The 23626-nt window shown below is 71.3% G+C and carries 23 protein-coding genes; 16 read left to right on the top strand and 7 right to left on the bottom strand.

What is annotated here, in order from left to right:
• Positions 1-105 precede the first annotated feature (105 nt).
• The 3 genes from pstA to pstS form a co-directional block, all read right to left on the bottom strand.
• Entirely contained in the window at positions 106-1167 is a 1062-nt protein-coding gene (pstA, locus tag LG396_RS35175; RefSeq protein ID WP_130458022.1) for a phosphate ABC transporter permease PstA, read from the bottom strand.
• Positions 1164-2165 carry a phosphate ABC transporter permease subunit PstC gene (gene pstC / locus LG396_RS35170; RefSeq protein WP_100300526.1) on the bottom strand — a complete coding sequence of 334 codons (1002 nt, stop codon included), beginning with the start codon at positions 2163-2165 and terminating at the stop codon, positions 1164-1166. Before pstC ends, pstA begins: the two co-directional genes overlap by 4 nt.
• Before the next feature lie 140 nt (positions 2166-2305).
• Positions 2306-3439 (bottom strand): phosphate ABC transporter substrate-binding protein PstS, encoded by a 1134-nt coding sequence (gene pstS, locus LG396_RS35165; RefSeq protein WP_225797823.1) that lies wholly within the window; start codon positions 3437-3439, stop codon positions 2306-2308.
• 317 nt (positions 3440-3756) lie between these two features.
• Here pstS and LG396_RS35160 point away from each other — a divergent pair, with 317 nt between their 5' ends.
• The 11 genes from LG396_RS35160 to LG396_RS35110 all read left to right on the top strand — a co-directional run bounded on the left by LG396_RS35160 (position 3757) and on the right by LG396_RS35110 (position 15530).
• Complete coding sequence (locus tag LG396_RS35160; protein WP_037744124.1) at positions 3757-4911, top strand: Rv3626c family coenzyme F420 biosynthesis-associated protein; 1155 nt, start codon at positions 3757-3759, stop codon at positions 4909-4911.
• Positions 4912-5106: 195 nt separating this feature from the next.
• Positions 5107-6249 (top strand): tRNA lysidine(34) synthetase TilS, encoded by a 1143-nt coding sequence (tilS, locus tag LG396_RS35155; protein WP_018839312.1) that lies wholly within the window; start codon positions 5107-5109, stop codon positions 6247-6249.
• A 189-nt stretch (positions 6250-6438) separates the two neighbouring features.
• Positions 6439-6978, top strand: a complete 540-nt coding sequence (gene hpt / locus LG396_RS35150; protein WP_018844561.1) for a hypoxanthine phosphoribosyltransferase — start codon at positions 6439-6441, stop codon at positions 6976-6978.
• 299 nt (positions 6979-7277) lie between these two features.
• Positions 7278-9344, top strand: a complete 2067-nt coding sequence (gene ftsH, locus LG396_RS35145) for an ATP-dependent zinc metalloprotease FtsH (protein WP_037743643.1) — start codon at positions 7278-7280, stop codon at positions 9342-9344.
• Positions 9345-9429: 85 nt separating this feature from the next.
• Positions 9430-10089: a GTP cyclohydrolase I FolE gene (gene folE / locus LG396_RS35140; RefSeq protein ID WP_225797822.1), complete on the top strand. Its 660-nt coding sequence runs from the start codon at positions 9430-9432 to the stop codon at positions 10087-10089.
• Complete coding sequence (locus LG396_RS35135) at positions 10089-11102, top strand: formylglycine-generating enzyme family protein (RefSeq protein ID WP_225797821.1); 1014 nt, start codon at positions 10089-10091, stop codon at positions 11100-11102. The genes folE and LG396_RS35135 overlap by 1 nt, the downstream gene beginning before the upstream one ends.
• A 268-nt stretch (positions 11103-11370) precedes the next feature.
• Positions 11371-12234: a dihydropteroate synthase gene (gene folP, locus LG396_RS35130; RefSeq protein WP_225797820.1), complete on the top strand. Its 864-nt coding sequence runs from the start codon at positions 11371-11373 to the stop codon at positions 12232-12234.
• A 561-nt stretch (positions 12235-12795) separates the two neighbouring features.
• Complete coding sequence (gene folB / locus LG396_RS35125; RefSeq protein ID WP_130458020.1) at positions 12796-13164, top strand: dihydroneopterin aldolase; 369 nt, start codon at positions 12796-12798, stop codon at positions 13162-13164.
• 3 nt (positions 13165-13167) lie between these two features.
• Positions 13168-13761: a 2-amino-4-hydroxy-6-hydroxymethyldihydropteridine diphosphokinase gene (folK, locus tag LG396_RS35120; RefSeq protein WP_037743656.1), complete on the top strand. Its 594-nt coding sequence runs from the start codon at positions 13168-13170 to the stop codon at positions 13759-13761.
• An 82-nt stretch (positions 13762-13843) separates the two neighbouring features.
• The gene (locus tag LG396_RS35115; RefSeq protein WP_018844558.1) at positions 13844-14311 is read left to right on the top strand and encodes a DUF3180 domain-containing protein; all 468 of its coding nucleotides are present in this window, start codon (positions 13844-13846) and stop codon (positions 14309-14311) included.
• Between the two features lie 34 nt (positions 14312-14345).
• On the top strand, positions 14346-15530 hold the full coding sequence (locus LG396_RS35110) for an NADH-quinone oxidoreductase subunit D (protein WP_225797819.1): 1185 nt from the start codon (positions 14346-14348) through the stop codon (positions 15528-15530).
• Between the two features lie 7 nt (positions 15531-15537).
• Here the strand turns inward: LG396_RS35110 and LG396_RS35105 are convergent, their stop codons facing one another.
• Positions 15538-16527, bottom strand: a complete 990-nt coding sequence (locus tag LG396_RS35105) for a coiled-coil domain-containing protein (protein ID WP_225797818.1) — start codon at positions 16525-16527, stop codon at positions 15538-15540.
• A 418-nt stretch (positions 16528-16945) separates the two neighbouring features.
• Between LG396_RS35105 and LG396_RS35100 the strand changes: the two genes are divergently transcribed.
• The 5 genes from LG396_RS35100 (at position 16946) to LG396_RS35080 (ending at position 20887) form a co-directional block, all read left to right on the top strand.
• On the top strand, positions 16946-17239 hold the full coding sequence (locus tag LG396_RS35100) for a hypothetical protein (RefSeq protein WP_225797817.1): 294 nt from the start codon (positions 16946-16948) through the stop codon (positions 17237-17239).
• Between the two features lies 1 nt (position 17240).
• Positions 17241-18572 (top strand): putative T7SS-secreted protein, encoded by a 1332-nt coding sequence (locus LG396_RS35095; RefSeq protein WP_225797816.1) that lies wholly within the window; start codon positions 17241-17243, stop codon positions 18570-18572.
• Positions 18573-18637: 65 nt separating this feature from the next.
• On the top strand, positions 18638-19489 hold the full coding sequence (locus LG396_RS35090) for a hypothetical protein (protein WP_225797815.1): 852 nt from the start codon (positions 18638-18640) through the stop codon (positions 19487-19489).
• Between the two features lie 18 nt (positions 19490-19507).
• Positions 19508-20140: a hypothetical protein gene (locus tag LG396_RS35085; protein WP_225797814.1), complete on the top strand. Its 633-nt coding sequence runs from the start codon at positions 19508-19510 to the stop codon at positions 20138-20140.
• The gene (locus tag LG396_RS35080) at positions 20141-20887 is read left to right on the top strand and encodes a hypothetical protein (RefSeq protein WP_225797813.1); all 747 of its coding nucleotides are present in this window, start codon (positions 20141-20143) and stop codon (positions 20885-20887) included.
• 39 nt (positions 20888-20926) lie between these two features.
• Here LG396_RS35080 and LG396_RS35075 read toward each other — a convergent pair whose 3' ends face one another.
• The 3 genes from LG396_RS35075 to LG396_RS35065 form a co-directional block, all read right to left on the bottom strand.
• Positions 20927-21916: an ABC transporter substrate-binding protein gene (locus LG396_RS35075; RefSeq protein ID WP_225797812.1), complete on the bottom strand. Its 990-nt coding sequence runs from the start codon at positions 21914-21916 to the stop codon at positions 20927-20929.
• 162 nt (positions 21917-22078) lie between these two features.
• The gene (locus tag LG396_RS35070; protein ID WP_018839298.1) at positions 22079-22858 is read right to left on the bottom strand and encodes an ABC transporter permease; all 780 of its coding nucleotides are present in this window, start codon (positions 22856-22858) and stop codon (positions 22079-22081) included.
• Positions 22858-23586, bottom strand: a complete 729-nt coding sequence (locus LG396_RS35065; RefSeq protein ID WP_100300537.1) for an ABC transporter permease — start codon at positions 23584-23586, stop codon at positions 22858-22860. The genes LG396_RS35070 and LG396_RS35065 overlap by 1 nt, the downstream gene beginning before the upstream one ends.
• Between the last annotated feature and the right edge of the window lie 40 nt (positions 23587-23626).

Raw genomic sequence — 23626 nt, 5'->3', positions numbered from 1 at the left:
ACATCGAGATGCCGTCGATCGCCTTGAAGTCGCCGTAGTAGGCGGTCAGGTCGCCGATGTCGATGCGTTTGGCCATGGGACTGGTATCTCTCTCGTACGTGGCCGTCAGCGGCCGGTCTTCGGGGCCTTGAAGCGGGCGATGAGGCGGGCGAGCAGGTTGAGGAGCATGACGAAGACGATGAGCACCAGGGCGGCGGCCCAGGCGCGGTCGTAGGAGGCGTTGTTGCCGTTGGCCCACTGCTCGTAGATGTAGAGCGGCAGCGACGCCTGGGCGCCCTCGAAGGGGTTGTCGTTGATGGCGGGGTTGCCGAAGACGAGCAGCAGCAGAGGAGCCGTCTCGCCGGTGATACGGGCCACGGCGAGCATGACGCCGGTGGTGATGCCGCCGATGGAGGTGGGCAGGACGACCTGGAGGATCGTCTTCCACTTGGGTACGCCCAGGGCGTACGACGCCTCGCGCAGCTCGTTCGGGACGAGCTTCAGCATCTCCTCGGTGGAGCGCACGACGATCGGCATCATCAGGATCGCCAGGGCGAAGGAGCCGGCGAGGCCGGAGTAGCCGAAGCCCAGGCCCATGATCCAGACGCTGAGGACGAACAGGCCGGCGACGATGGACGGGATGCCGGTCATGACGTCGACGAAGAACGTCACCGCCTTCGCCAGCCGCCCGCGCCCGTACTCCACCAGGTACACGCCCGTCAGCAGGCCGATCGGGGTGGCGATCACGGTGGCCAGCGCGACCTGCTCGATGGTGCCGAGGAGGGCGTGGTAGATGCCGCCGCCGGGGGCGATGGCGACGACGCCGTTCATGGAGTGCGTCAGGAAGTAGCCGTCGAGGACCTTGACGCCCTGCCGTACGGTCTCCCAGACCAGCGACGCCAGCGGGATGACGGCCAGCAGGAAGGCGCCCCACACGAGCGACGTCGCCAGCCGGTCCTTCGCCTTGCGGGCGCCCTCCGCGCGGGCCGAGACGGCGTACAGCCCGGCCACGAAGAGCACCGCCGCTATCAGCCCCCACTGCACGCGGCTGGCCAGCCCCGCGCCCAGTCCGACGGCCACCGCCGCGGCCGCCGCGGCGACGGCGACGCCGGCGGGCGCCCAGCGGGGCAGACGCGGCTGGTGGATCGCGAAGGCGTCGCCGCGGTCGGCGACCGGGGGCGCGCTCATGCGTTGGCCCCCGAGTACTCCTTGCGGCGCGCGATGATCAGCCGGGCGGCGCCGTTGACCAGCAGCGTGATGACGAAGAGCACCAGGCCGGAGGCGATCAGCGCGTCCCGTCCGAACTCGCCGGCCTCCTTGAACGCCGAGGCGATGTTCTGCGCGAACGTGCCGCCCCCGGGCTCCAGGACCTTCGCCGACAGGATCGCCGACGGCGAGAGCACGGTGGCCACCGCCATGGTCTCGCCGAGCGCCCGTCCGAGGCCGAGCATCGAGGCGGAGATGACGCCGGAGCGGCCGAAGGGCAGCACCGTCGTGCGGATGACCTCCCAGCGCGTGGCGCCCAGCGCCAGCGCCGCCTCCTGGTGCGTCTGCGGCGACTGCCGGAAGACCTCGCGGCTGACGTTCGTGATGATCGGCAGGATCATGATCGCCAGCAGGATGCCGGCGGTCATCAGGGAGCGCGGGGCACCGCCGTCGTACGAGAAGACGACGGTCCAGCCGAGGAGGTCGTCCAGCCACTCGTACGGGCCGACCAGGTGCGGCACGAGGAACAGGGCGCCCCACAGGCCGTAGACGATGGACGGGACGGCGGCCAGCAGGTCGATCACGTACGCGAGCGGGGCGGCCAGCCTGCGCGGCGCGTAGTGGGTGATGAACAGCGCGATGCCCACCGCGATCGGCACCGCGATGACCATGGCGATGACCGATGAGACGACCGTGCCGAAGGCGAGCACGGCGATGCCGAAGACCGGCGGCTGGGCGTTGGCGTTCCACTCGAAGGTGGTGAGGAAGTTGCCCTCGTTCTTGGACAGGGCGAGCGCGGCGCGGTACGCGAGGAACGCCGCGATCGCGCCCATGATCACCAGCAGGGTGATCCCGGAGCCCTTCGACAGGCCGGCGAAGACACGGTCGCCGAGGCGGGTGGCCGACCTGCGGCGGCCCGGCTCGCGCGGGGCCTCGGGCGGGGGAGGGGCGGGGGTGCGTATGTCTGTGTCGGTACTCACGTGCGGTCTCCGGTCTGGGTGGGGCGGCGGCGCGGGGGTGTGCGCCTGTCGTCCCGGCGGCGGTGCACCGGATGCGGGGCCCGTGCCCTCCGGGCCCCCGCGCCGGTCGGCGCGGGGGCTGCGGGGGCGCGGGTCGGAGGTCAGGAGAGTGACTCCACGGTCGTACGGACCTTCCCGGCGATCTCGGCCGGCAGCGGGGCGTAGCCGAGCTGGCTCAGCTTGGACTGGCCGGCCTCGCTGGCGGTGTAGCCGAGGAAGGACTTCACCTTGTCCAGATTGTCCCTGTTGTTGCCCGTGTCGCAGGCGATCTCGTAGGTGAGGAGGGTCAGCGGGTAGGCGCCGGCGGAGTCGGTGGTGTAGTCGAGCTTCATCGCCAGGTCCTTGCCGGTGCCCGTGACCTTGGCGGCGGCGATGGCCTTGGAGGCGTTCTCGCTGGTGGCCTCGACGGGCTCGGAGGCGCCGGTGTCCAGCTTCACGGTGTCGATGTCGCTCGCGGTGGCGTAGGACAGCTCGAAGTACGAGATGGCGCCGTCGGTCTGCGTCACCTGCGAGGACACCCCGGAGGAGCCGTCCGCGGCCTGGCCGCCCTGCACGGGCCACTTCTTGCCGGGCTCGTGCGGCCAGGTGTCCTGGGCGGCGGCGGCGAGGTACTGGGTGAAGTTGTCGGTGGTGCCCGACTCGTCCGAGCGGTGCACCGGCTGGATCTTGGTGTCCGGCAGGTCCGCGTCGGGGTTGAGGTCGGCGATGGCCGGGTCGTTCCAGGTGGTGATCGAGCCGCCGAAGATCTGGCCGACGACGTCCGCGTCGAGGACGAGGTCGTCGACGCCGTCGACGTTGTAGCCGATGGCGATGGGGCCGCCGAGCATCGGGATGTTGATGGCCTCGCCGTCCTTGCAGACCTTCTTCGACGCCTGCACCTCCTCGGGCTTGAGCGCCGAGTCGGAGCCGGCGAAGCCGGTCTTGCCCTGCAGGAACTCCTGGATGCCGGCGCCCGAGCCGGTGGCCTTGTAGTTGACGGTGATGTCCGGGCAGGCGCTCTGGAAGTCGGCGACCCACTGGTCCACGGCGTTCTTCTGCGCGGAGGAGCCCGATGCCAGCAGCTCGCCGGAGCCGGCGCACTGCACGTCGCCGGCGGCGGCCTGGGCGCCGCCGCCGGTCGAGGCGGCGCCGCCGGTGTTGTCGTCCGACCCGCAGGCGCCGAGGACGAGGGCGCCGGCGAGGGCGAGCGAGCCGGCGGCAGCGGCGCGCAGCCGGGTGGTGCGGGGAAGCTTCACGGTGGGGGTCCTTTGCGGTTCTTGCGGTACTGGGGCGAGACCTCTTCCTCAGGTATGCGCGTTCGCATCCGTCCCGCCTGCGCTGATTCACCTTTCGTTGCCGAAGTTAGGCAAAACAGGTGAATCGATTCGCCGTCTGAAGTGAACGAGAAGTGAACCTCGTCCCTCGTTCGGGCGACCGCCCCGCCGAACCGGCCGCCGCCGCGCTTCCCGCCGGGCGTCCCGGCGGGCCCGGCGGGTCCCCTACGGGTGCCCCCGTGACCGGATCCGGGGGCCGCGCGCTCCCGCTCGGCCGCGTGGGCACGTACGGTGAAGAGATGACGAGCATCGGTGGTGCGGAGATGGTCGACTGGAATCTCGCGGTTGCGACCGCGACGCGGTTCGTGCGGCCGGGGCCCGACGTGAGCCGGGACGAGGCGCGTGCCATCGTCGGCGAGCTGCGGGCGCACGCCCGGTCGGCCGAGGAGCACGTACGCGAGTTCTCCCGGATGTATCCCGACGGCGCCGACCCCCGGCACGACACCCCGATCCTCGTGGTCGACCGGCCGGGCTGGGTGAAGGCGAACGTCGCGGGCTTCCGCGCCGTCCTCGCGCCGCTGCTGGAGAAGATGGACAAGCGCCGCTCCGGCCTGCCCGGCGGGGCCGTCCTGGGCGCCGTCGGCGGCAAGGTCACCGGCGTCGAGCTGGGGATGCTGCTGTCGTTCCTGTCCTCCCGCGTCCTCGGGCAGTACGAGACCTTCGCCCCGGCCTCCCGCGACCTGCCCGGCGGTCCCACCGCCCACGCCGGCTCCACCAGCGGCGGCGCCGGCCAGGGCCGGCTGCTGCTCGTCGCGCCGAACATCGTCCACGTCGAGCGCGAGCTGGAGGTCGCCCCGCACGACTTCCGGCTGTGGGTCTGCATCCACGAGGAGACCCACCGCACGCAGTTCACCGCCGTGCCGTGGCTGCGCGACCACCTGCAAGGCGAGATCCAGTCGTTCCTGGGCGAGACGGAGATCGACCCGGCCACCCTCCTGGACCGCGTACGCGAGGCGCTGCAGAGCCTCAGCGGCGGCAAGGAGGAGGGCGCCGAGGAGCGCAGCATCGTCGAGGTCGTCCAGACCCCGGCGCAGCGGGAGATCCTGGGCCGGCTGACCGCGGTGATGTCCCTGCTGGAGGGGCACGCGGACTACGTGATGGACGGCGTGGGACCGCAGGTCGTGCCGTCGGTCGCGGAGATCCGGGAGAAGTTCACCAAGCGCCGCCAGGCCGGCGCGGGCCGGCTGGACCAGGCGCTGCGCAAGCTGCTGGGCCTGGACGCCAAGCTCCGCCAGTACCGCGACGGCGAGCGCTTCGTCCGGCACGTCGTCGACGAGGTCGGCATGGACGGCTTCAACCGGGTGTGGACCTCGCCCAACACCCTGCCGACCAAGTCGGAGATCGCCAAGCCGGCGGACTGGATCGCGCGGGTGCACAGCCGGGCCGAGAGCTGACGACAGCCTCCGGCGGTTCCCATGGCGGCGATATTCGCGCGACTTTCACCCGTCCGAGGGAGCGAACCCGGCGTTGCCCGCGTGCAATGCTCGGTTGGCCGCTCTCCTCTGTCACCATCGACACACTTACAGTGACGGTCGCGGAGGTGAGCCCGAGCGAGCTCTTCCGCCGCCAGCGAAAGTGAAGTGAAAGCCATGGGTCCCCATCCAGCGGTCGCCGCGATACGTCTGGCCGTACGCCACGTCCTGCACGAGGTCCTGACCGAGTACGCGACGGCGCACGTTCCCCCCACCTCCGCGGCCTCCCCGGCCCCCACCACGGCGTCCCCCGCCGCCCCCACGGCCTCCACGGCCGCGGTCCCCGCACCGGCCTCGCGCGCCCGCTTCGCGGGCAACCCCCCTGCCCCCGCCGTCCCGGCCGACGCACCCCTCGTCCTCGTCGCCTGCTCCGGCGGCGCCGACTCCATGGCGCTCGCCTCCGCCCTCTCCTTCGAGGCCCCCCGCCAGGGCGCCCGCGCCGGCGGCATCACCATCGACCACGGCCTCCAGGACGGCTCCGACCTGCGCGCGCAGGAAGTCGCCGGCCGGCTGCGCGCACTCGGCCTGGACCCCGTCGAGTCCGTGCGCGTGGACGTCGGCCGCGGCGGCGGCCCGGAGGCGGCCGCCCGCGACGCCCGCTACGCGGCGCTGGACGACGCCGCGCAGCGCCTCGGCGCAGCCGCCGTGCTCCTCGGCCACACCCGCGACGACCAGGCCGAGACCGTGCTGCTGGCGCTCGCCCGCGGCTCCGGCGTGCGCTCGCTGTCCGGCATGGCCGCCACCTCGGGGCCCGGCGGCCGCTACCGCCGCCCGTTCCTGCAGATCGACCGCCAGGTCGCCCGCAAGGCGTGCATGGTCCAGTCCCTGCCCGTCTGGGACGACCCGCACAACGTCGACCCCGCCTACACCCGCTCCCGCGTCCGCCACGAAGCGCTGCCGGTGCTGGAGAAGGCCCTCGGCCGCGGCGTCGTCGCCTCCCTGGCCCGTACCGCCCGGCTCTCCCGCGACGACGCCGACGCCCTGGACGCCTGGGCCGCCGACGCCGAGCGCGGCGTACGCGACGCCGACGGCGCCCTCGACGTCCGCGGGCTGTACGCGCTGCCGCCCGCCGTCCGCCGCCGCATCCTGCGCCGCGCAGCGCTCGCGGCCGGCGCCCCGGCGGGGTCCCTCTTCAGCCGGCACATCGAGGAGATGGACAAGCTCATCACCGGCTGGCGCGGGCAGAGCGCCCTCAACCTCCCCGGCCGGGTGTCCGCCCGTCGCGAACAGGGCCGACTCGTCGTCCGGCGGGAGGGCTGAGGGCCCGCAGGACCACGGATCCCGCCGGCGCACCGGCCCGCCGGCGGGGCCGTACCGGCACCGGCCAGGGGCCGGACGTGCGGAAAACGTGTCCTACGCGCTCCTGACCGGCCGGAGAACGGATGGCAGACTGTTCGTTCGGCAGTGGTCGTCGACGAACGAGAGTGACCCCGGGTGAATGTGAAGGACATGGGCGCGGAGCTCGAGAAAGTGCTCATCACCAAGGAAGAGATCGACGCCAAGCTCGCCGAGACGGCCGCGAAGATCGACGCGGAGTACGCCGGCAAGGACCTCCTGATCGTCGGGGTGCTCAAGGGCGCCGTGATGGTCATGGCGGACCTCGCCCGCACGCTCTCCACGCCGGTGACCATGGACTGGATGGCCGTGTCCTCCTATGGCGCGGGCACCCAGTCCTCCGGTGTCGTACGGATCCTCAAGGACCTCGACACCGACATCCAGGACCGGCACGTGCTGATCGTCGAGGACATCATCGACTCCGGCCTCACGCTCTCCTGGCTGCTGTCCAACCTCGGCTCGCGGCAGCCGGCGTCGCTGCGGGTCTTCACGCTGCTGCGCAAGCCGGAGGCCGCGAAGGTGCCCATCGACGTGGACTGGGTGGGTTTCGACATCCCCAACGAGTTCGTCGTCGGCTACGGCCTCGACTATGCGGAGAAGTACCGCAACCTGCCCTTCGTCGGCACCCTCGCACCGCACGTGTACGGTGGCTGACGCAGTCTGCGGCTTCCGCTGCGCGGACTGAGGGGCAGCCCGCCGCCACCCCCCGGGTGGCCGGACGCGGGCCGGCGGGTCCCGCCCGGGGAACACCGGGGGGTTTCCCGCCGTTGGAGCATGGGAAAGCCGGTTTGTTAGCCGTCCCCGGCGGGGACGGGTGACAATTCTGGGGTACCGTCCGAACGTCAGTCGTTTCAGTTTGGACCCATACAGGCATACGCACGGCCACGGGCTCGGTCAGGAGCCAGCCGTGCCTCACTGGGCAGGAGGGACGGGGCGTACACCGCCCCGTGTGGATGGACGTGAAGCGCTACTTCCGTGGGCCGGTCATGTGGATCGTGCTGGCCGTCCTCGCCGTGGTCCTGTTGATGCAACTGGTCGGCTCCTCCGAGGGCTACAAGTCCGTTGACACCGCCAAAGTCGTCGCCGCGATCGACGACAAGAAGGTCAGCTCCGCGGAGCTGACCACCGGCAACAGCGAGACCATCAAGGTCCAGCTCAAGGGCGACAACAAGATCGACGGCAGCGACAAGGTCCAGGCGAACTACATCGACACCCAGGGTGCCGGTCTCGCCACCAAGCTGCAGGAGAAGTTCGACGCGGGCGAGATCCCCGACGGGTACTCGGTCAAGCCGACCAAGGACAACCCGTTCGTCAGCATCCTGCTCTCCCTGCTGCCGTTCGTCCTGATCGTCCTCGTCTTCCTCTTCCTGATGAACCAGATGCAGGGCGGCGGCTCCCGGGTCATGAACTTCGGGAAGTCCAAGGCCAAGCTCATCACGAAGGACACCCCGAAGACGACCTTCGCCGACGTGGCCGGGGCCGACGAGGCCGTGGAGGAGCTCCACGAGATCAAGGAGTTCCTCCAGGAGCCCGCGAAGTTCCAGGCGGTCGGCGCCAAGATCCCCAAGGGCGTGCTGCTCTACGGCCCGCCCGGCACCGGCAAGACGCTGCTGGCCCGCGCCGTCGCCGGCGAGGCCGGCGTGCCGTTCTACTCCATCTCCGGCTCCGATTTCGTCGAGATGTTCGTCGGCGTCGGCGCCTCCCGCGTCCGCGACCTCTTCGAGCAGGCCAAGGCGAACGCGCCGGCCATCGTCTTCGTCGACGAGATCGACGCGGTCGGCCGGCACCGCGGCGCCGGCATGGGCGGCGGCCACGACGAGCGCGAGCAGACGCTGAACCAGCTCCTGGTCGAGATGGACGGCTTCGACGTCAAGGGCGGCGTCATCCTCATCGCGGCCACCAACCGGCCCGACATCCTCGACCCCGCCCTGCTGCGCCCCGGCCGCTTCGACCGGCAGATCGGCGTGGAGAGCCCCGACATGCAGGGCCGGCTGGAGATCCTCAAGGTCCACCAGAAGGGCAAGCCGGTCGCCCCGGACGTCGACCTGTCCGCGGTCGCCCGGCGCACCCCCGGCTTCACCGGCGCCGACCTCAGCAACGTGCTGAACGAGGCCGCGCTGCTCACCGCGCGCAGCAACAGGAAGCTCATCGACAACGAGATGCTGGACGAGGCCATCGACCGCGTGGTCGCCGGCCCGCAGAAGCGCTCCCGGATCATGTCGGAGAAGGAGAAGAAGATCACCGCGTACCACGAGGGCGGGCACGCCCTGGTCGCGGCGGCCTCTCCCAGCGGCGACCCGGTGCACAAGGTGACGATCCTCTCCCGCGGCCGCGCCCTCGGCTACACGATGGTGCTGCCCGACGAGGACAAGTACTCCACCACGCGCAACGAGATGCTCGACCAGCTCGCGTACATGATGGGCGGGCGCGCGGCCGAGGAGCTGGTCTTCCACGACCCGACGACCGGCGCCGCCAACGACATCGAGAAGGCCACCGGCCTCGCCCGCAAGATGGTCACGCAGTACGGCATGACCGAGCGGCTCGGCGCGATCAAGTTCGGCTCCGACCAGTCCGAGCCCTTCCTGGGCCGGGAGCTCTCGCACCAGCGCGACTACTCCGAGGAGGTCGCCGCGCTGGTCGACGAGGAGGTCAAGAAGCTGATCGAGACCGCGCACAACGAGGCGTGGGAGATGCTCGTCGAGAACCGCGACGTGCTCGACAACCTCGTGCTGGAGCTGCTGGAGAAGGAGACCCTGGGCAAGGAGGAGATCGCCGAGATCTTCCGCCCGCTGGTCAAGCGCCCGCTGCGGCCGGCGTGGACCGGCTCCTCACGGCGTACCCCCTCCACCCGGCCGCCGGTCGCCTCCCCCCGGGAGACGAACGGCTCGGGCCCGCGGATGCTCGACAAGGCCGACACCCCGCCGCCCAACGGCGGCCTGCCGGGCGGCATCGGGGGCGGCACGCTCCCGGGCGAGGGCCCGCAGCACCAGCCGTCGCCGAGCGAGGGCGGCCAGCCGTAGCGGACAGCCCCTGGAATGTGAGCAGCGCCCCCGAGGTTCTAGCCTTGGGGGCGCGGCCATTGGCGCAGGTACGAGAGGCACCACGATGACGGATGCGGCTGTCCGGCCGGGACACGGACCGGGACACGGGCCCGGGCACGGCTCGAACCACGGGCCTGAACCCGGCGACGCGGGGTACGGCGACTTCGACGAGAAGCGCGCCGAGGACGCCGTGCGGGAACTGCTCATCGCCGTCGGCGAGGACCCGGACCGCGAGGGTCTGCTGGAGACGCCGGCGCGGGTGGCGCGCGCGTACAAGGAGATATTCGCGGGGTTGCGGCAGCGTCCCGAGGACGTGCTGACGACGACGTTCGACCTGGGCCACGACGAGATGGTGCTGGTCAAGGACATCGAGGTGCAGAGCACGTGCGAGCACCACCTGGTGCCGTTCGTGGGCTCCGCGCACGTGGGGTACATCCCGTCGCACGACGGGAAGATCACCGGGCTGTCGAAGCTGGCGCGACTGGTGGACGTGTATGCACGCAGGCCGCAGGTGCAGGAACGGTTGACCACGCAGATCGCGGACTCACTGATGGAAATACTGGAGCCGCGGGGTGTGATCGTGGTCATCGAGTGCGAGCACATGTGCATGACGATGCGGGGCGTGCGGAAGCCGGGGGCGAAGACGCTGACGTCGGCGGTGCGCGGCCAACTGCGGGACCCGGCCACGCGGGCCGAGGCGATGAGCCTGATCAAGGCGCGCTGATGGGGGCCGGGGGTACGGAGCCGCGAGCGTGCTGCGCGCCGGGGCGCGCGGGGGTCGCGGCGGGACCGGCCGCGCCGGCGCACGCGGAGACCGCCGCCCCGGGGCCGGCGGCCGGGGCCGGTGCCGCGGTCGGGGGCGGTGCCGCTGCCACTGCCGCGTACGAGCCGCGGGGAGGGTGGCGCGAGCTTCCCGGCGGGGCGTTCCTGATGGGCTACGACGACGGCCCGTACCCGGCTGACGGGGAGGGCCCGGCCCGCGAGGTGACGGTCGACGGCTTCGCCGTCGCGGCGACGACGGTGACGAACGAGGAGTTCGCGGCCTTCGCCGACGCCACGTCGCACGTCACGGACGCCGAGCGCTTCGGCTGGTCCTTCGTCTTCGCCGGCTTCCTGCCCAAGAACTTCCCGCCCACCGCCTCCCCTCCGCAGACGCCCTGGTGGCGGCAGGTCCACCAGGCGGACTGGCGCCACCCCGAGGGCCCCGGCTCGGGCCTGCGCGGCCGGTGGGACCACCCGGTGGTGCACGTCTCGTACGCCGACGCGGTCGCGTTCTGCGACTGGGCGGGCGGGCGGCTGCCGACGGAGGCGGAGTGGGAGTACGCGGCGCGCGGAGGGCTGACGGGCGAGCCGTACCCGTGGGGCGCGGAGCGGGAGCCGGCGGGCGCGTACCGGATGAACATCTGGCGGGGCACCTTCCCGGACCGCAACACGGCGGCGGACGGCTACCGCGGCACCTGCCCGGTGGACGCATTCGAGCCGAACGACTACGGGCTGTACAACGCCACGGGGAACGTGTGGGAGTGGTGCGCGGACTGGTTCCACGCGCGGCACCACCGGAAGGCACCGCGTGACAACCCGCGGGGGCCGCGGCTGGGGCAGTCGCGGGTGCTGAAGGGGGGCTCGCATATGTGCCACGAGTCGTACTGCCTGCGGTACCGGACGTCGGCGCGGATGGGGAACACGCCGGACAGTTCCAGCGGCAACACGGGCTTCCGAGCAATCCGCAACGCCTGACCGGCGGGGCACTGCCGCCCTGCGGTGGGCCTGCCGGCCTGCGGCGACCCGCCGGGCCTGCGGCCTGCTGTCCTACCAGCGCCCCACCAGCGCCCCACCAGCCCCTCACACCCGCCCAAGGGTAGGCGCGCCCTCTGACATCACCCCGTGCCCGTACGCACCGCCTCAGCCCGTCCTACGCCCCCAACCCACGCCGCCCGACCGGCCCTGCCCCCCGCGGCACGTGCCCGCCGGGCCCGGTCGCACCGGAGGCACCTACGCTGGGGGTATGACGCATGCGCGCAGGGGGCAGGTGGCGGGGCTGCCGGACTTCGGCCGCTGCGCCGTCATGGGCGTCGTCAACGTCACCCCCGACTCCTTCTCCGACGGCGGCCTGTGGTTCGACTCCGCGGCCGCCATCAAGCACGGCATCGACCTCGTCGCCACCGGCGCCGACATCGTCGACGTCGGCGGCGAGTCCACCCGCCCCGGCGCCCCCCGCGTGGACGAGGACGAGGAGCTGCGCCGCGTCCTGCCCGTCGTACGGGGCCTCGCGGCCGAAGGCGTACTCGTCTCCGTCGACACCATGCGCGCCACCGTCGCCGAGCGGGCGGTCGCCGCCGGCGCCCGGCTCGTCAACGACGTCAGCGGCGGCCAGGCGGACCCCGCGATGGTGCCGGCGGTCGCCGCGGCCGGGGTGCCGTTCGTCGTCATGCACTGGCGCGGGCAGTCCATCGACATGAACAACCGGGCCGTCTACGAGGACACCGTCGCCGAGGTCGTCGACGAACTGCGCCGCAGCCTGGACCGGGCGGTGGCCGGGGGGATCGGCCTCGAGCGGATCATCGCCGACCCGGGCCTCGGCTTCGCCAAGGCGGCGCCGCACGACCTCGTTCTGCTGAACAGCCTCGCCCGGCTGCGCGCCGAGCTGGGCCGTCCGCTGCTGGTGGCGGCGTCGCGGAAGCGGTTCCTCGGGCGGGTGCTGGCCGGCCCGGACGGCTCGCCGCCGCCGGCCCGCGAGCGGGATGCCGCGACGGCAGCGGTCTCGGCGATCGTGGCGCGGGAGGGCGCCTGGGCGGTACGGGTGCACGAGGTACGGCCGACGGCGGATGCGGTACGGGTCGCGTCGGCGCTGGAGGGCCGGGAGGCGTAGAGGTCCCCGGGGGCGTAGAGGGCCGGGGGCGAAGCGCGTAGGGGCGCGGAACGGGGCGTGGGCCCGGCGCAAGGGGCGTGCGGCCGTGTCCGTATGGCCGGAGCTGTCAGAGCAGGGGCCTACCCTGGGGCGGGAGTGCGGGCACGTCCGGATCGCGTTCACAGCCCGTTAGAGCCGCCGTCACCCTCCATACCGCTGTCCCGTCGACCCTCCCCGTAGACGCGGCCGCCCGCCCGCGGCACGGCCGTGAGCAGCCCCGGTCGTACGGCGTGTCAGCGGCCGCAGGTACATTCGATCGAGGGCCCGGGGGCAGGGCCGAGCACCGGAACACCACCGCTTCGACTTCGGCGACCCCCGCCGGCACCGCACATCGACCGAAACGAGCAGCAGAAGAGACGACCGCAGAAACAACCGACCCAGGGCGCAGTACGCAAGGCAAGACAGGGCAGGGCAACAAGGAACCAGGGCGCACAGCCGCACGGCGCTCAGCACGCAGGACCGCAAGCCGCAGGACCGCAAGACGCAGGGCCGCAAGACGCAGAAGGCGAGGCGAGACGAGCCATGACCGAACCCGACCGAGTCGCGCTGCACGGCCTCAGGGCCCGCGGTCACCACGGCGTCTTCGCGCACGAGCGCGCCGAGGGCCAGCCGTTCGTCGTCGACCTCGTCCTCCACCTCGACACCCGCCCGGCGGCCGCCGCCGACGACCTGGCGCAGACCGTGCACTACGGCGTCGTGGCCGAAGAGACCGTCGCCGTCGTCGAGGGCGAGCCGGTGGACCTGATCGAGACGCTCGCCGAGCGCATCGCCGCGCAGTGCCTGACGCACGCGCCCGTGCAGCAGGTGGAGGTGACGGTGCACAAGCCGGACGCGCCGATCACCGTTCCGTTCGACGACGTGACCATCACCATCACCCGAAGCAGAGGTTGACCATTGAATCGCAGCGACCCGACCGTGCAGCCAGTGCCGCGTTCCGTGGTCGAGCAGGTCGACGCGGCCGACTCGACCCTGCAGAACCCCAAGCGCGCCGTGCTGTCCATCGGCAGCAACCTCGGCAACCGCCTGGAGACCCTCCAGGGCTGCGTCGACGCCCTCGAAGACACCCCCGGCTTCCGCGTCAAAGCGGTCTCACCGGTCTACGAGACCGAGCCCTGGGGCGTCGAGCCCGGCAGCCAGCCGACGTTCTTCAACGCCGTCCTGCTCGTACGGACCACCCTGCCGCCCGCGTCGCTGATGGAGCGGGCGCACGCCGTCGAGGAGGCGTTCGCGCGCGTACGGGACGAGCAGTGGGGCCCCCGCACGCTGGACGTCGACATCGTGGCGTACCAGGGCGTCCTCTCCGACGACCCCGCCCTGACGCTCCCGCATCCCCGCGCGCACGAGCGCGCCTTCGTCCTCGTCCCGTGGCACGACGTGGACCCCGCGGCCGAGCTGCCGGGGCACGGGCCGGTGGCCGAGCTGCTGGCGCACGTCGGCCGGCAGGGCGTGCGGCAGCGCGCGGACCTCGACCTGCGGCTGCCCGACTGAGCGCGTCCTGCGGGCCCTACGGGGCTACGATCTCTGGGAGTTCTGGGAGGAGCGCGGTTCGGTGAGGCAACTGCACGTCGGGATGTTGGCCGGCATCTTCGTGGTGGCGGGGGTGCTGGCCTGGGCGGGGTCCCGGCTGTGGAACTCGGTGGGCACGCTGCCGAGCGTCCCCGTCGCCGCGCCTGTGGTGCTGGCGCTGATCGCCACGATCCTCACGGCGACGGCGCTGTCCCTCCGCTCCCGCCTCGGCGCCCAGCGCGAGCGCGAGCCGCACGCCAAGGGCGTCGACCCGCTGATGGCGGCGCGGGCGGTGGTGCTGGGCCAGGCGAGCGCGCTGGTCTCGGCGCTGGTCGCGGGGGGCTACGGCGGCCTCGGGCTGTTCCTGATCCTGGACGGGCTGGACTACGGTACGCGCCGCTCCCAGGTGGTGTACGCGGCGCTGGCGGTCGTCGCGGCGGCGCTGGTGGTCGCGGCGGCGTTCTTCCTGGAGCGGGTCCTCAAGCTCCCGGACGACGAGGACGACGACGACCGCACCCCGCCACGGGCCTAGGGTCCGTACCCGTACGGCGGCTAGGCTCGGCGGCATGACTGCCGCGCCCCCCGGAGACGCCGCGCCCGCCGCACGCACAGCCCCGCTGACGGTCGGCATCGGAGGCGCGGCCGAGCAGACCGACATGGTGCTCAACATCGGCCCGCAGCACCCCTCGACCCACGGCGTGCTGCGCCTGCGCCTGGTCCTCGACGGCGAGCGCATCATCACCGCGGAGCCGGTCGTCGGCTACATGCACCGCGGCGCGGAGAAGCTCTTCGAAGCCCGCGACTACCGCCAGATCATCGTCCTGGCCAACCGCCACGACTGGCTGTCGGCCTTCTCCAACGAGCTGGGCGTCGTCCTGGCCGTCGAGCGGATGCTCGGCATGGAGGTGCCGGAGCGGGCGGTGTGGCTGCGTACGCTCCTCGCCGAGCTGAACCGGGTGCTCAACCACCTGATGTTCCTCGGCTCGTACCCCCTCGAGCTCGGCGGCATCACGCCGATCTTCTACGCCTTCCGCGAGCGCGAGGACCTCCAGGCCGTCATGGAGGAGGTCTCCGGCGGGCGGATGCACTACATGTTCAACCGCGTCGGCGGCCTCAAGGAGGAACTGCCCGCGGGCTGGACGGACCGGGCCCGTGCGGCCGTACGCGCCACGCGCGCGCGGATGGACGTCTTCGACCGCCTCGTGCTGGGCAACGAGATCTTCCGCGGCCGCACGCGCGGCGTGGGCGTCCTGCCGCCGCAGACCGTCCACGCGTACGGCGTGAGCGGGCCTCTCGGGCGCGCCTCGGGGGTGGACTTCGACCTGCGGCGCGACGAGCCGTATCTGGCGTACGGGGAGTTGGGCGACACGCTGCGCGTCGTGACCCGCGAGGAGGGCGACTGCCTGGCCCGCTTCGAGGTGCTGCTGGCGCAGACGCACAACTCCCTCGACCTGGCCGACGCCTGCCTGGACCGGCTGGGTGAGCTGCCGCCGGGGCCGGTGAACCAGCGGCTGCCGAAGGTGCTGAAGGCGCCGGAGGGGGAGACCTACGCCTGGACGGAGAACCCGCTCGGGCTGAACGGCTACTACCTGGTGTCGAAGGGCGAGAAGACGCCGTACCGGCTGAAGCTGCGCTCCGCGTCGTACAACAACATCCAGGCGCTGACGGAACTGCTGCCGGGGACGCTGGTGGCGGACATGGTGGCGATTCTGGGGTCGATGTTCTTCGTGGTGGGGGACATCGACAAGTAAAGGGGGATCAGCTCGCCTGCTCCAGGTCGATGACGCGCCCGACGGGTCCTTGGGGGTCGTCGTCGGGATCGTCGGAGTCGCCTGAGGAGGACGAAGCGCCACCGGAGCCGCCGTCGCCACCGCCCTCGGCCTCCGCACCGGCCTCCGCCTCGGCCTCGGCGAGGACCTCGGGCCCGACGACGTCGGCGAGGTCGGTACCGGCGTCCCCGGGCTCGTCGGGACCGGAACGGTGCCCGCCGCCGGCCTGACGGCCGACGCCCGGACCGGCCGCCGCGGTACCGCCCGCCGGGCCGCCCGCCTCGCGGGAACCGCCGCCGGAAGCCGACGGGGACGGCTGCCCCTGCTGCGGCGGCCGGGAGAAGTAGCTGAAGCCGGCGGCATCGCCGGAGGGGGCCTGCTCGTGGGTCTGCCCGTGGCCCTGCCGGGCGGCGTTGCCGGCGAGGCTGTCGAGGGCGCGGGAGGCGCGCAGGTACACGCTGAGGGAGGGCGGCCGCGCCTGCGGCCGGGAGCCGGCGGGCGGCAGCTGCTTGACGGGCGTCGCGGCCTCAATGGCCAACTGCCGCCGCCCTTCGAGCGCGGCGGCGCGCTCGGACTCGGCGGTGGCGTACCGCGCGAGCAGCGCGGCGTGGTCCGTACGCAGCCGGGCCAGATCGCCGTGGCGCGACCCGAGCCGCTTCTCCAACTCCCCGCGGATACGCCGCGCCTCCTCAAGGTCGCCCTTCAACTCGGCGACCTGCTCCTCGTGCCGCCGCTCGGCCCGCGCCAGCGACCCGGTGGCCTCGGTGACGTGCAGAGCGGCCATGCGGTCCCGCAGCCGCATGAGCGCCGAGGCCCCCACGGCCGCCCCGGCCGCCCCCACGGCCAACCAGCGCACGGCGGGCCCGTCCCCGGAGACCAACCAGGCCCCAGCCGCGCAACCCAGCGCGACCGCGGCGAACGACACGGGCGGCAGCAGCCCGCGCATCGGCGAGGAGAAGCGATGGCGTCCACGTGACATAGGCCGCAACTTACCGTGCAGATGTCCTAAATGGAGCAGCCCAGAACCAATCGTTTCCCGCCAGTTACGTCCCACCCACCCGACACCCCCGCCCCGACTCTTCGCGGAGAGACACACGCCAGACGATCAGGACGACCCGGACACGGCGCCCACCGTGGAATTCCACCATTGCAGATTGCACCGATGCCAGACGAAAAGGTCGCGGGTGCCCCGATCTCCTGAGCCATCGTGAAGTCCCGCTCACTCTTCGTCACGACGGCGCCGCCGCCTGAAAATGGCCAACTTGAATCCCATGGCCAATGGAATTCCATCCTTGCCTCAATAGGCAATGCCTCAGAGGGATTCGGAGTGGTGTGGGGACATTCCTCTTCGCTAGCGTCACTTCCTACGGGCCGTCGACCCCATCGGAAGGACCCGGATGGCAGACTTGAAGATCAAGGGCGACGTTCTCGACGAGCTGTTCCATACGTTCACGACCATGGCCAAACGCCTGGACTACGCCGCCCGCTCGATGAAGGGGACCGACACCGACGTCGTCGGTGCCTGGATGCTCATGCGTGAGCTGCAGGACTTCGCCGAGTCGTGGGAGTACGGGATCGAGCAGCTCGGCGAACACGCCGACGGCGCGGCCAAGATGCTGCGGAAGATCGCCACGGACTTCGACGGACTCGAAAAGGAACTGGAAGCAGCCCTCCAGCCCAAGGGGAGCTGACGTGGCCGACAAGGACTACCCCACTCTCGGCTTCGACCCGGCGCCCGGCGACGCGCACAGCACCAAGTACCTGTCGCGCACCATCGGCCGGCTCGCCGGTGAGCTGGGGACCACCGCCAGGGAGTTGGAGCGGCTCGACCAGGGAGTCTGGAAGGGCAAGGCCGCGAACGCCTTCTCCGACCACGTGGCCGACAACGTCACCCCCGACATCAAGCGGGCGCACACCTCCTTCGAGAAGGCGGCCAGAGCGCTGCGGCGCTGGTCCGTCGAGATGGACCGCTTCCAGGAGGAGGCGCGGGCGCTGGAGCGCGAGGCGCGGCGCAAGCAGGAGGCCCTCGGCGACGCGCAGCGGCTGGTGAACGCGGGGAAGGCGGCTCCGTTCCCCGGTGCGTCGGACGACGACAAGGCGTCGGACGCGCAGAAGAAGCAGCAGGACAAGCGCGAGAAGGCCGCGGAGGAGGCCGGAGACGCGCTGGACGAGGTGCGGAGGCGGGCCGAGGAGCTGAAGGAGCGCTACGTCACCGAGGCGTGGTCGATCTGCCGGGAACTGGACACCGCCGGCGACATCGCCCCGGACGAGCCCGGGCTGTTCGACCGGATAGCCAGCGGGGTGTCCGACGTCCTGGGCGACGCCCTCGACTGGGTCCAGGACCACGCGGACCTGATCAAGGCGATCGGCGACGTACTCAGCTACGTCACCGCCGCGCTCGCGGTGCTCGCCATCGTCACGGCGCCCTTCGGGATCGGGGCGGCCTTCGCGACGGCGGCGCTGATCACGGGAGGGCTGACGCTCGCCACGCACGGGATCGCCAAGGCGGCGGGGGCGGACGTCAGCTGGACCACGATCGGCTTGGACGCCCTCGGCGTGATTCCTGTCGCGGGGGCGTTCACGAAGGGCGCGAAGCTGGCCAATCTTGAGGCAGCGCAGGCACGTGTTCTGCAACTCGGCAGCAATTACGCCGCGAACCTGCATGTCGCGCGCAACTACATCTCGTTCGGTGAAACAGCCGGCAAGGTCATGGGTGGCTACAAGCCGTTCAAGAGCGTGGCGCTCTGGGGGCGCAGTGAGGTCGGCCTCCTGACGTCCAAGGGAAGCGGTCTGCAGAGTCGCATGCTCGGAATTGCGCAGAAGGGCTACGGGGACGGCCAGTTGATCGGCACCAAAGGCCTCAGCGCGCTCAGCTTCAAGAGAGTCGCCATCGACCCGTTCTCCGCCGGCGGGCGGATGCTGGACTCCGGGCTCAAGATGGCGCCGAAACTGGTGACTGTTCCGCAGCACCTCGGTGTCGATGTGAACATCGGCGATCGTTTCGAGGCCGCGTTCGGCGGTTGAGGAGAGGACGGACCATGGCAGCGTGGGAGCCGCGCCGGGGGGAGACGTTACTGAGCCGCGGACCTGTGGAGTTCGCCACGGGCATGGCGGCACCGGTTTCCGGTATGCGCTGGTTCCGGGACCCCGAGCGTCGTGACATCCAGCACGAATTGCCGGACTGGCCGGAGGGGCCGTCTTACGCCCTGCGCAGCCGGGCGGACCGGAACGCCCGTGGTACGGCCAGGAGGGCGGGCGTCGTCAGCCACTCCTTGGTGGCCCTGACCGCGGGCATCCTGGGGGCCGTGGGGTCCCCGTTCGGCGAACCCAGGATCCGCGGCAAGAGCGAGGATCCGGAGAACGAGGTCGACGACTTCCCCGTCATGTGGGCGCCGGAAGGCGGGGTCGCCAGAACGCTGCCGTGGCAAGCCGATCCCGCCCGCCGCCCCGAGAACGTCCGGACACACCTGATCGTCACCGATGCGCGCCTGGTGCTGGTGGGCTTTCCCGACGACGACACCTCCCGCGACGAAGCCCTCTGGGACGTGGGCCGGTCGTCCATCGCCCGGGCGGAACGCAGGAAGTTCAGCAAGGGCCACCGGGACTTCACGATCACGTTCACCGACGGCTCGTGGTGCCGACTCCACTCGTACAACGAGAATGCCGTGAACCGCATCCTTCGGCACGCCTCGTCCACCTTCGTGCCGTCCGATCAGCTCACCCCGCCCCAGCGGAACGCCATCGATACCTACGTGGCGGAGCGTGCGCAATCAGGAGCCGTGTATCCGCACGGCATCGTCACGAGGCGGCCCAGCGGCAACCTCCTGTTCGAAGGCTGGTCCGAGTCCGCAGAGCCGGTCAACGGTATCGCCGGGGGGACCATGCACCTGATGAGTCCGGAAGGCGGACAACCCACCTTGCAGCCCGGTGACCTCGACTGAATTCGGTGCCACATTTCCATGACTTCCACCGCCCTCGACGGCATACCTCCGGTCTGGTTCACCGTTCCCGACGGGTTCCACTCGCTCCCCCTCGCCGCCACCGCAGAAGAACGCGCAACCCTGGCCGACGAGTTCGTACGGGAGCTCTTCCCCCGGGGTGACGACGCCCTCTGGGCCGCCACCGCTCCGTATTACGCCGGGATGGGGGAGCTGATGGGGAGTTGCGGTCATGAGTATTCGGCGCTCGGGTTGTTTGCGCGGGACGAGGGCGGAGTTGCGCACTGTGCGTTCAACGTGGGTGCGGTGGAGAGCGGGCACCCGTCCGTCGAGGCCGCCGCCACGGGGATACGGGAAATCCTCGTCCGGGATGCGACGAACGACGTGCGGTGGCTCGACCTGCCTTGCGGGCCCGCCGTTTCCTCGGTGTCCCTGCGGGAGTTCACCGTGCCCGCCGAGCTTGCGGGCAGCGGGCAGGAGACCAAGCTCCGCGCCGGGCAGATCCAGGTCCACGTGCCGTTTCCCACCGGGCCGTACATCGGGGTGTTCACGCTCGACACCGCGTCGATGGACTACTGGGGGGAGTTCTGCGAGATGACGGCGATCGTTCTGCAGACCGTCAGTTTCCTGCCGCCTCAGGAAGAGGAAGGGTGAATGGACGACGGACCGGAGCGCTACCGGGTCAGGTTTGCCACCGGTGACACCATATCCGTACGGAAGCGGCGTTCCTTCCGCGACCGCGAGCGCAACGACATCGAGCGCGACCTGCCCGGGTGGCCGCCCGGAAAGCCGTTCGCGGTGCGGGGCTTCTTCAGGAAGTCCGGCCTCGTCGTCTTCATGGTGACCATGAGGATCCTCGCTCTCCCCTTCATCATCATCCTCGACGCTCTCGGAGCCTCCCCGGTCTCCGAGGAGCGGCGGGGAGAGCTGGAGGAGCGGGAGAACGAGATCGACGACTTCCCGGTGATGTGGGCCGGCGAGGGTGACAGGGCCCGTACGCTGCCCTGGCAGCTTGATCCCTCCCGGCGGCCCTGGCGGACCGTCACCGAGATCGAGCTGGGCGAGTCCGAGGAGTTCGTGCGCATCACGTCGTACGAGGAGACGTCTCCGGGGAGGTGGGGGTTCTCGTGGGGCGAGGTCACGACGCTTCCGGGGTCCGAGGCCGTCCTCTGGACGTCGCCCCGCCGGGACATCGCAGGCGCGGCGGTCAAGACGTTCAGCGTGGGCCAGGTCGACTTCACGATCACCTTCCGGGACGGGTCGTGGACCAGGCTGGCGGCGACCTCGTCCACCGGCGCGCGGAAGATCGTGGACCTGCTGAACGGCGTGCGGAAAGAGGATGCGGACGACCGGGACGACCGGGACCACGCCGACGCCGAACCCCCCGTCCCGCCGGGGTGAGCCGGCGGGGCAGGGGGTCTCGGGCGGTGTCCGGCCGGGTCAGGAGCCGAGGAGGTTCTTCTCCTCCAGGTACTCCTTCGCCGCGTCCGCCGGCTTCATCCGCTCGGCGTCGACCTTGCGGTTCAGCTCGATCAGGTCGTCCGTCGTCAGCACCCGTGTCAGCTTGTCCAGGGTGGCGGCGATCTCCTTCGTCCCCGCCTCCTCGGCGTTGACGACGGGGAGGATGTTGTCCGCGTTCTGCAGGCCCTTGTCGTCCTCCAGCAGCACCAGGTCGAAGTCGTCCAGGGTGGCGTCCGTGGTCGTCGTCAGGGCGAGCTGGTTGGTGCCGTCCTGGACCGACTGCTTGGCCGCGGGTGTGCCCACGCCCAGCGGGTCGATCTTCGTGATGTCGATGTCGTACGTCTTCTCCAGGCCCGGCTCGCAGAACGGGCGCTCCGGGCACTCGTCGCCCGCCGCGAGGCGGATGGCGTCGCCGGTCTTGCCGAGGTCGCTGAGGGTCTTGAGGTCGTTCTCGGCGGCGAAGTCCTTGGAGACGGCGAAGGCGTTCTGGTCGACGGCGTCGCCGGCGTCGAGCACCTTCAGGCCGCGGGGCTCGGCGAGCTTGCGCAGGGCGGTCACCGTCTCGTCGGCGTCGTTCGACGCGACGGGGTTCTTCTCCGGTGCCTCGACGCCGTTCTCCTTCGCGTTGAGGAACTCGGCGAGGGTGGCGGCGTACTCCGGGAAGACGTCGATGCTGCCCTTCTCCAGCTCCGGCTCGTAGAGCTCGCGGTTCTCCAGCTTCTTTATCGTGACGTCGTAGCCGGCGTCCTTCAGCATCGCCGAGTACAGCTCGGCGGTGACCGTCGAGACCGTGAACCCGGCCTGGCCCACCACCAGGGATGACTTGTCGTCGTCCGGCGAGTCCGTGCCGCCCTTTTCCTCCAGGCTGTCGCCGCCACAGGCCGCGAGCCCCGCGGTCAGGGCGGCGGCGGCCAGCACCGAAGCGGCTGCACGAGCACGAACGCGGTTGGTGATCAAGGGATTCTCCATCCGTCGGGAGTCGATATGCGTAGCAATAATGTGCGAAACCGGTGTGGCATTACAGCTGGTTTTAGCGGATTTTTCCGGAGGAGAATGCCGACGCGCTACGCGCACACCGGTGCCACGTGACACGGCGGGTGCGCTGCGCTGCGCACGACGTGACGAAGAACCCTACAGCGACGCCGGCGCGGGCTTCCGATCCCCCGGCGGCACGTCCGCCCCCTCCGCTCCCGGTGCCGCCAGGTCGTCGCCCGGCGTCCCCCGCCCGCGCCCGCGGCGCCCGTCGCGGCGGCCGCGCATCGGGTCGAGCAGCCGCTCGGCGACGACGAGCACGGCCTCCAGCACCAGGGCCAGCACCGCCACCAGGAAGGCGCCGGCCACCACCATCGGGGTGTTGTACGTCCGGAAGCCCGCGGTGATGATCCGGCCGAGCCCGCCGCCGCCCGCGATGGCCGCCAGCGTGGCCGTCGCGACCACCTGCACGGTCGCCGACCGCAGTCCGGTCATCACCAGCGGATAGCCCAGCGGCAGCTCCACCCGGCCCAGCAGCTGCGGCCCGGACATGCCCATGCCCCGTGCCGCCTCCACCACGTCCCGGTCGGCCTCGCGGATACCCACGTACGCGTTCGTCAGCAGCGGCGGCACCGCGAAGAGCACGAGCGCGATGACCGTCGGCCAGTCACCGTGCATCCGCAGCGGCGTGAGCATGAGCAGCCCGAGCACCGCGAGCGTGGGCACGGCCCGCCCGACGTTCGAGATGTTGATCGCGAGGGTGCCGCCCTTGCCGATGTGGCCCAGCCAGAACGCGATCGGCAGGGCGATGGCGCAGGCGATGGCCAGCGACATGCCCGTCAGGTACAGATGCTCGCCCAGCCGCACGCCGATGCCGGACGGGCCCGACCAGTTCGACCCCGTGGTCAGCCATGTCCACGCGTCCGCGACCGTACCCATCAGGCCGCCTCCTTCTGCCGCCTGGCGGTCCCGACCCGGAATCTGCCGCCACCGCCGCTCCGCCGCGCCCGCGTCCACGGCGTCAGCAGCCGCTGCAGACCCAGGAGCAGCAGGTCGGCCAGCACGGCGAGCAGCACGCACAGCACCGACGCCGTCAGCACCTGCGCCTTGAACAGGGTGCGCATGCCGTCGACGATCAGGTTGCCCAGGCCGCCGTAGCCGATGATGCCGCCGACCGTCGTCATCGCGATCGTCGACACCGTCGCCATCCGCAGCCCGGCCATGACGGCGGGCAGCGCGAGCGGCAGCTCGACGGCGAACAGCAGCCGCGTCTGCCCGTACCCCATTCCGCGCGCCGCCTCCCGCGTCTCCGCCGGCACGGAATCGAGGCCCGCCAGCAGATTGCGGATGAGGATCGTCAGCGAATAGAGCACGAGGCCGGTGACGACGACGGACGCCGAGATCCCCATGAGCGGGACCAGCAGGGAGAACATCGCGAGCGACGGAATCGTGTACAGAACAGTTGTCAGACCGAGCACAGGTCCGGTGAGCACCCGCCATCGGCGGGCGATCAGGGCCAGCGGAAAGGAGACCAGCAGGCCGATGCCGACCGACGCCAGCGTGATCCAGACGTGCTGGACCGTGGCGTCGACGAGCTCTTCGCTGCGGCTGCGGACGTATTCACCGCAGATCCACTCGTTCGCTGCCAGGCAGCCGGAGGCTTTCACGCCACCGCTCCTTCCCGTAGGCAGCTCTATTAGACCCTCC

The sequence above is a fragment of the Streptomyces aculeolatus genome (assembly GCF_020400605.1).
GTDB lineage: Bacteria > Actinomycetota > Actinomycetes > Streptomycetales > Streptomycetaceae > Streptomyces > Streptomyces aculeolatus.
Note: the sequence above shows the minus strand (reverse complement) of the source record. Positions and strands in the feature narration are given on the sequence as shown.

Bases quoted from the DNA above. Each gene is read 5' to 3' on its own strand.
- pstA (WP_130458022.1), bottom strand. From the start codon at position 1,167: ATGAGCGCGCCCCCGGTCGCCGACCGCGGCGACGCCTTCGCGATCCAC.
- LG396_RS35160 (WP_037744124.1), top strand. From the start codon at position 3,757: ATGACGAGCATCGGTGGTGCGGAGATGGTCGACTGGAATCTCGCGGTT.
- tilS (WP_018839312.1), top strand. From the start codon at position 5,107: ATGGGTCCCCATCCAGCGGTCGCCGCGATACGTCTGGCCGTACGCCAC.
- hpt (WP_018844561.1), top strand. From the start codon at position 6,439: ATGGGCGCGGAGCTCGAGAAAGTGCTCATCACCAAGGAAGAGATCGAC.
- ftsH (WP_037743643.1), top strand. From the start codon at position 7,278: ATGGACGTGAAGCGCTACTTCCGTGGGCCGGTCATGTGGATCGTGCTG.
- folE (WP_225797822.1), top strand. From the start codon at position 9,430: ATGACGGATGCGGCTGTCCGGCCGGGACACGGACCGGGACACGGGCCC.
- LG396_RS35135 (WP_225797821.1), top strand. From the start codon at position 10,089: ATGGGGGCCGGGGGTACGGAGCCGCGAGCGTGCTGCGCGCCGGGGCGC.
- folP (WP_225797820.1), top strand. From the start codon at position 11,371: ATGACGCATGCGCGCAGGGGGCAGGTGGCGGGGCTGCCGGACTTCGGC.
- folB (WP_130458020.1), top strand. From the start codon at position 12,796: ATGACCGAACCCGACCGAGTCGCGCTGCACGGCCTCAGGGCCCGCGGT.
- LG396_RS35115 (WP_018844558.1), top strand. From the start codon at position 13,844: ATGTTGGCCGGCATCTTCGTGGTGGCGGGGGTGCTGGCCTGGGCGGGG.
- LG396_RS35110 (WP_225797819.1), top strand. From the start codon at position 14,346: ATGACTGCCGCGCCCCCCGGAGACGCCGCGCCCGCCGCACGCACAGCC.
- LG396_RS35105 (WP_225797818.1), bottom strand. From the start codon at position 16,527: ATGTCACGTGGACGCCATCGCTTCTCCTCGCCGATGCGCGGGCTGCTG.
- LG396_RS35100 (WP_225797817.1), top strand. From the start codon at position 16,946: ATGGCAGACTTGAAGATCAAGGGCGACGTTCTCGACGAGCTGTTCCAT.
- LG396_RS35085 (WP_225797814.1), top strand. From the start codon at position 19,508: ATGACTTCCACCGCCCTCGACGGCATACCTCCGGTCTGGTTCACCGTT.
- LG396_RS35080 (WP_225797813.1), top strand. From the start codon at position 20,141: ATGGACGACGGACCGGAGCGCTACCGGGTCAGGTTTGCCACCGGTGAC.
- LG396_RS35075 (WP_225797812.1), bottom strand. From the start codon at position 21,916: ATGGAGAATCCCTTGATCACCAACCGCGTTCGTGCTCGTGCAGCCGCT.
- LG396_RS35070 (WP_018839298.1), bottom strand. From the start codon at position 22,858: ATGGGTACGGTCGCGGACGCGTGGACATGGCTGACCACGGGGTCGAAC.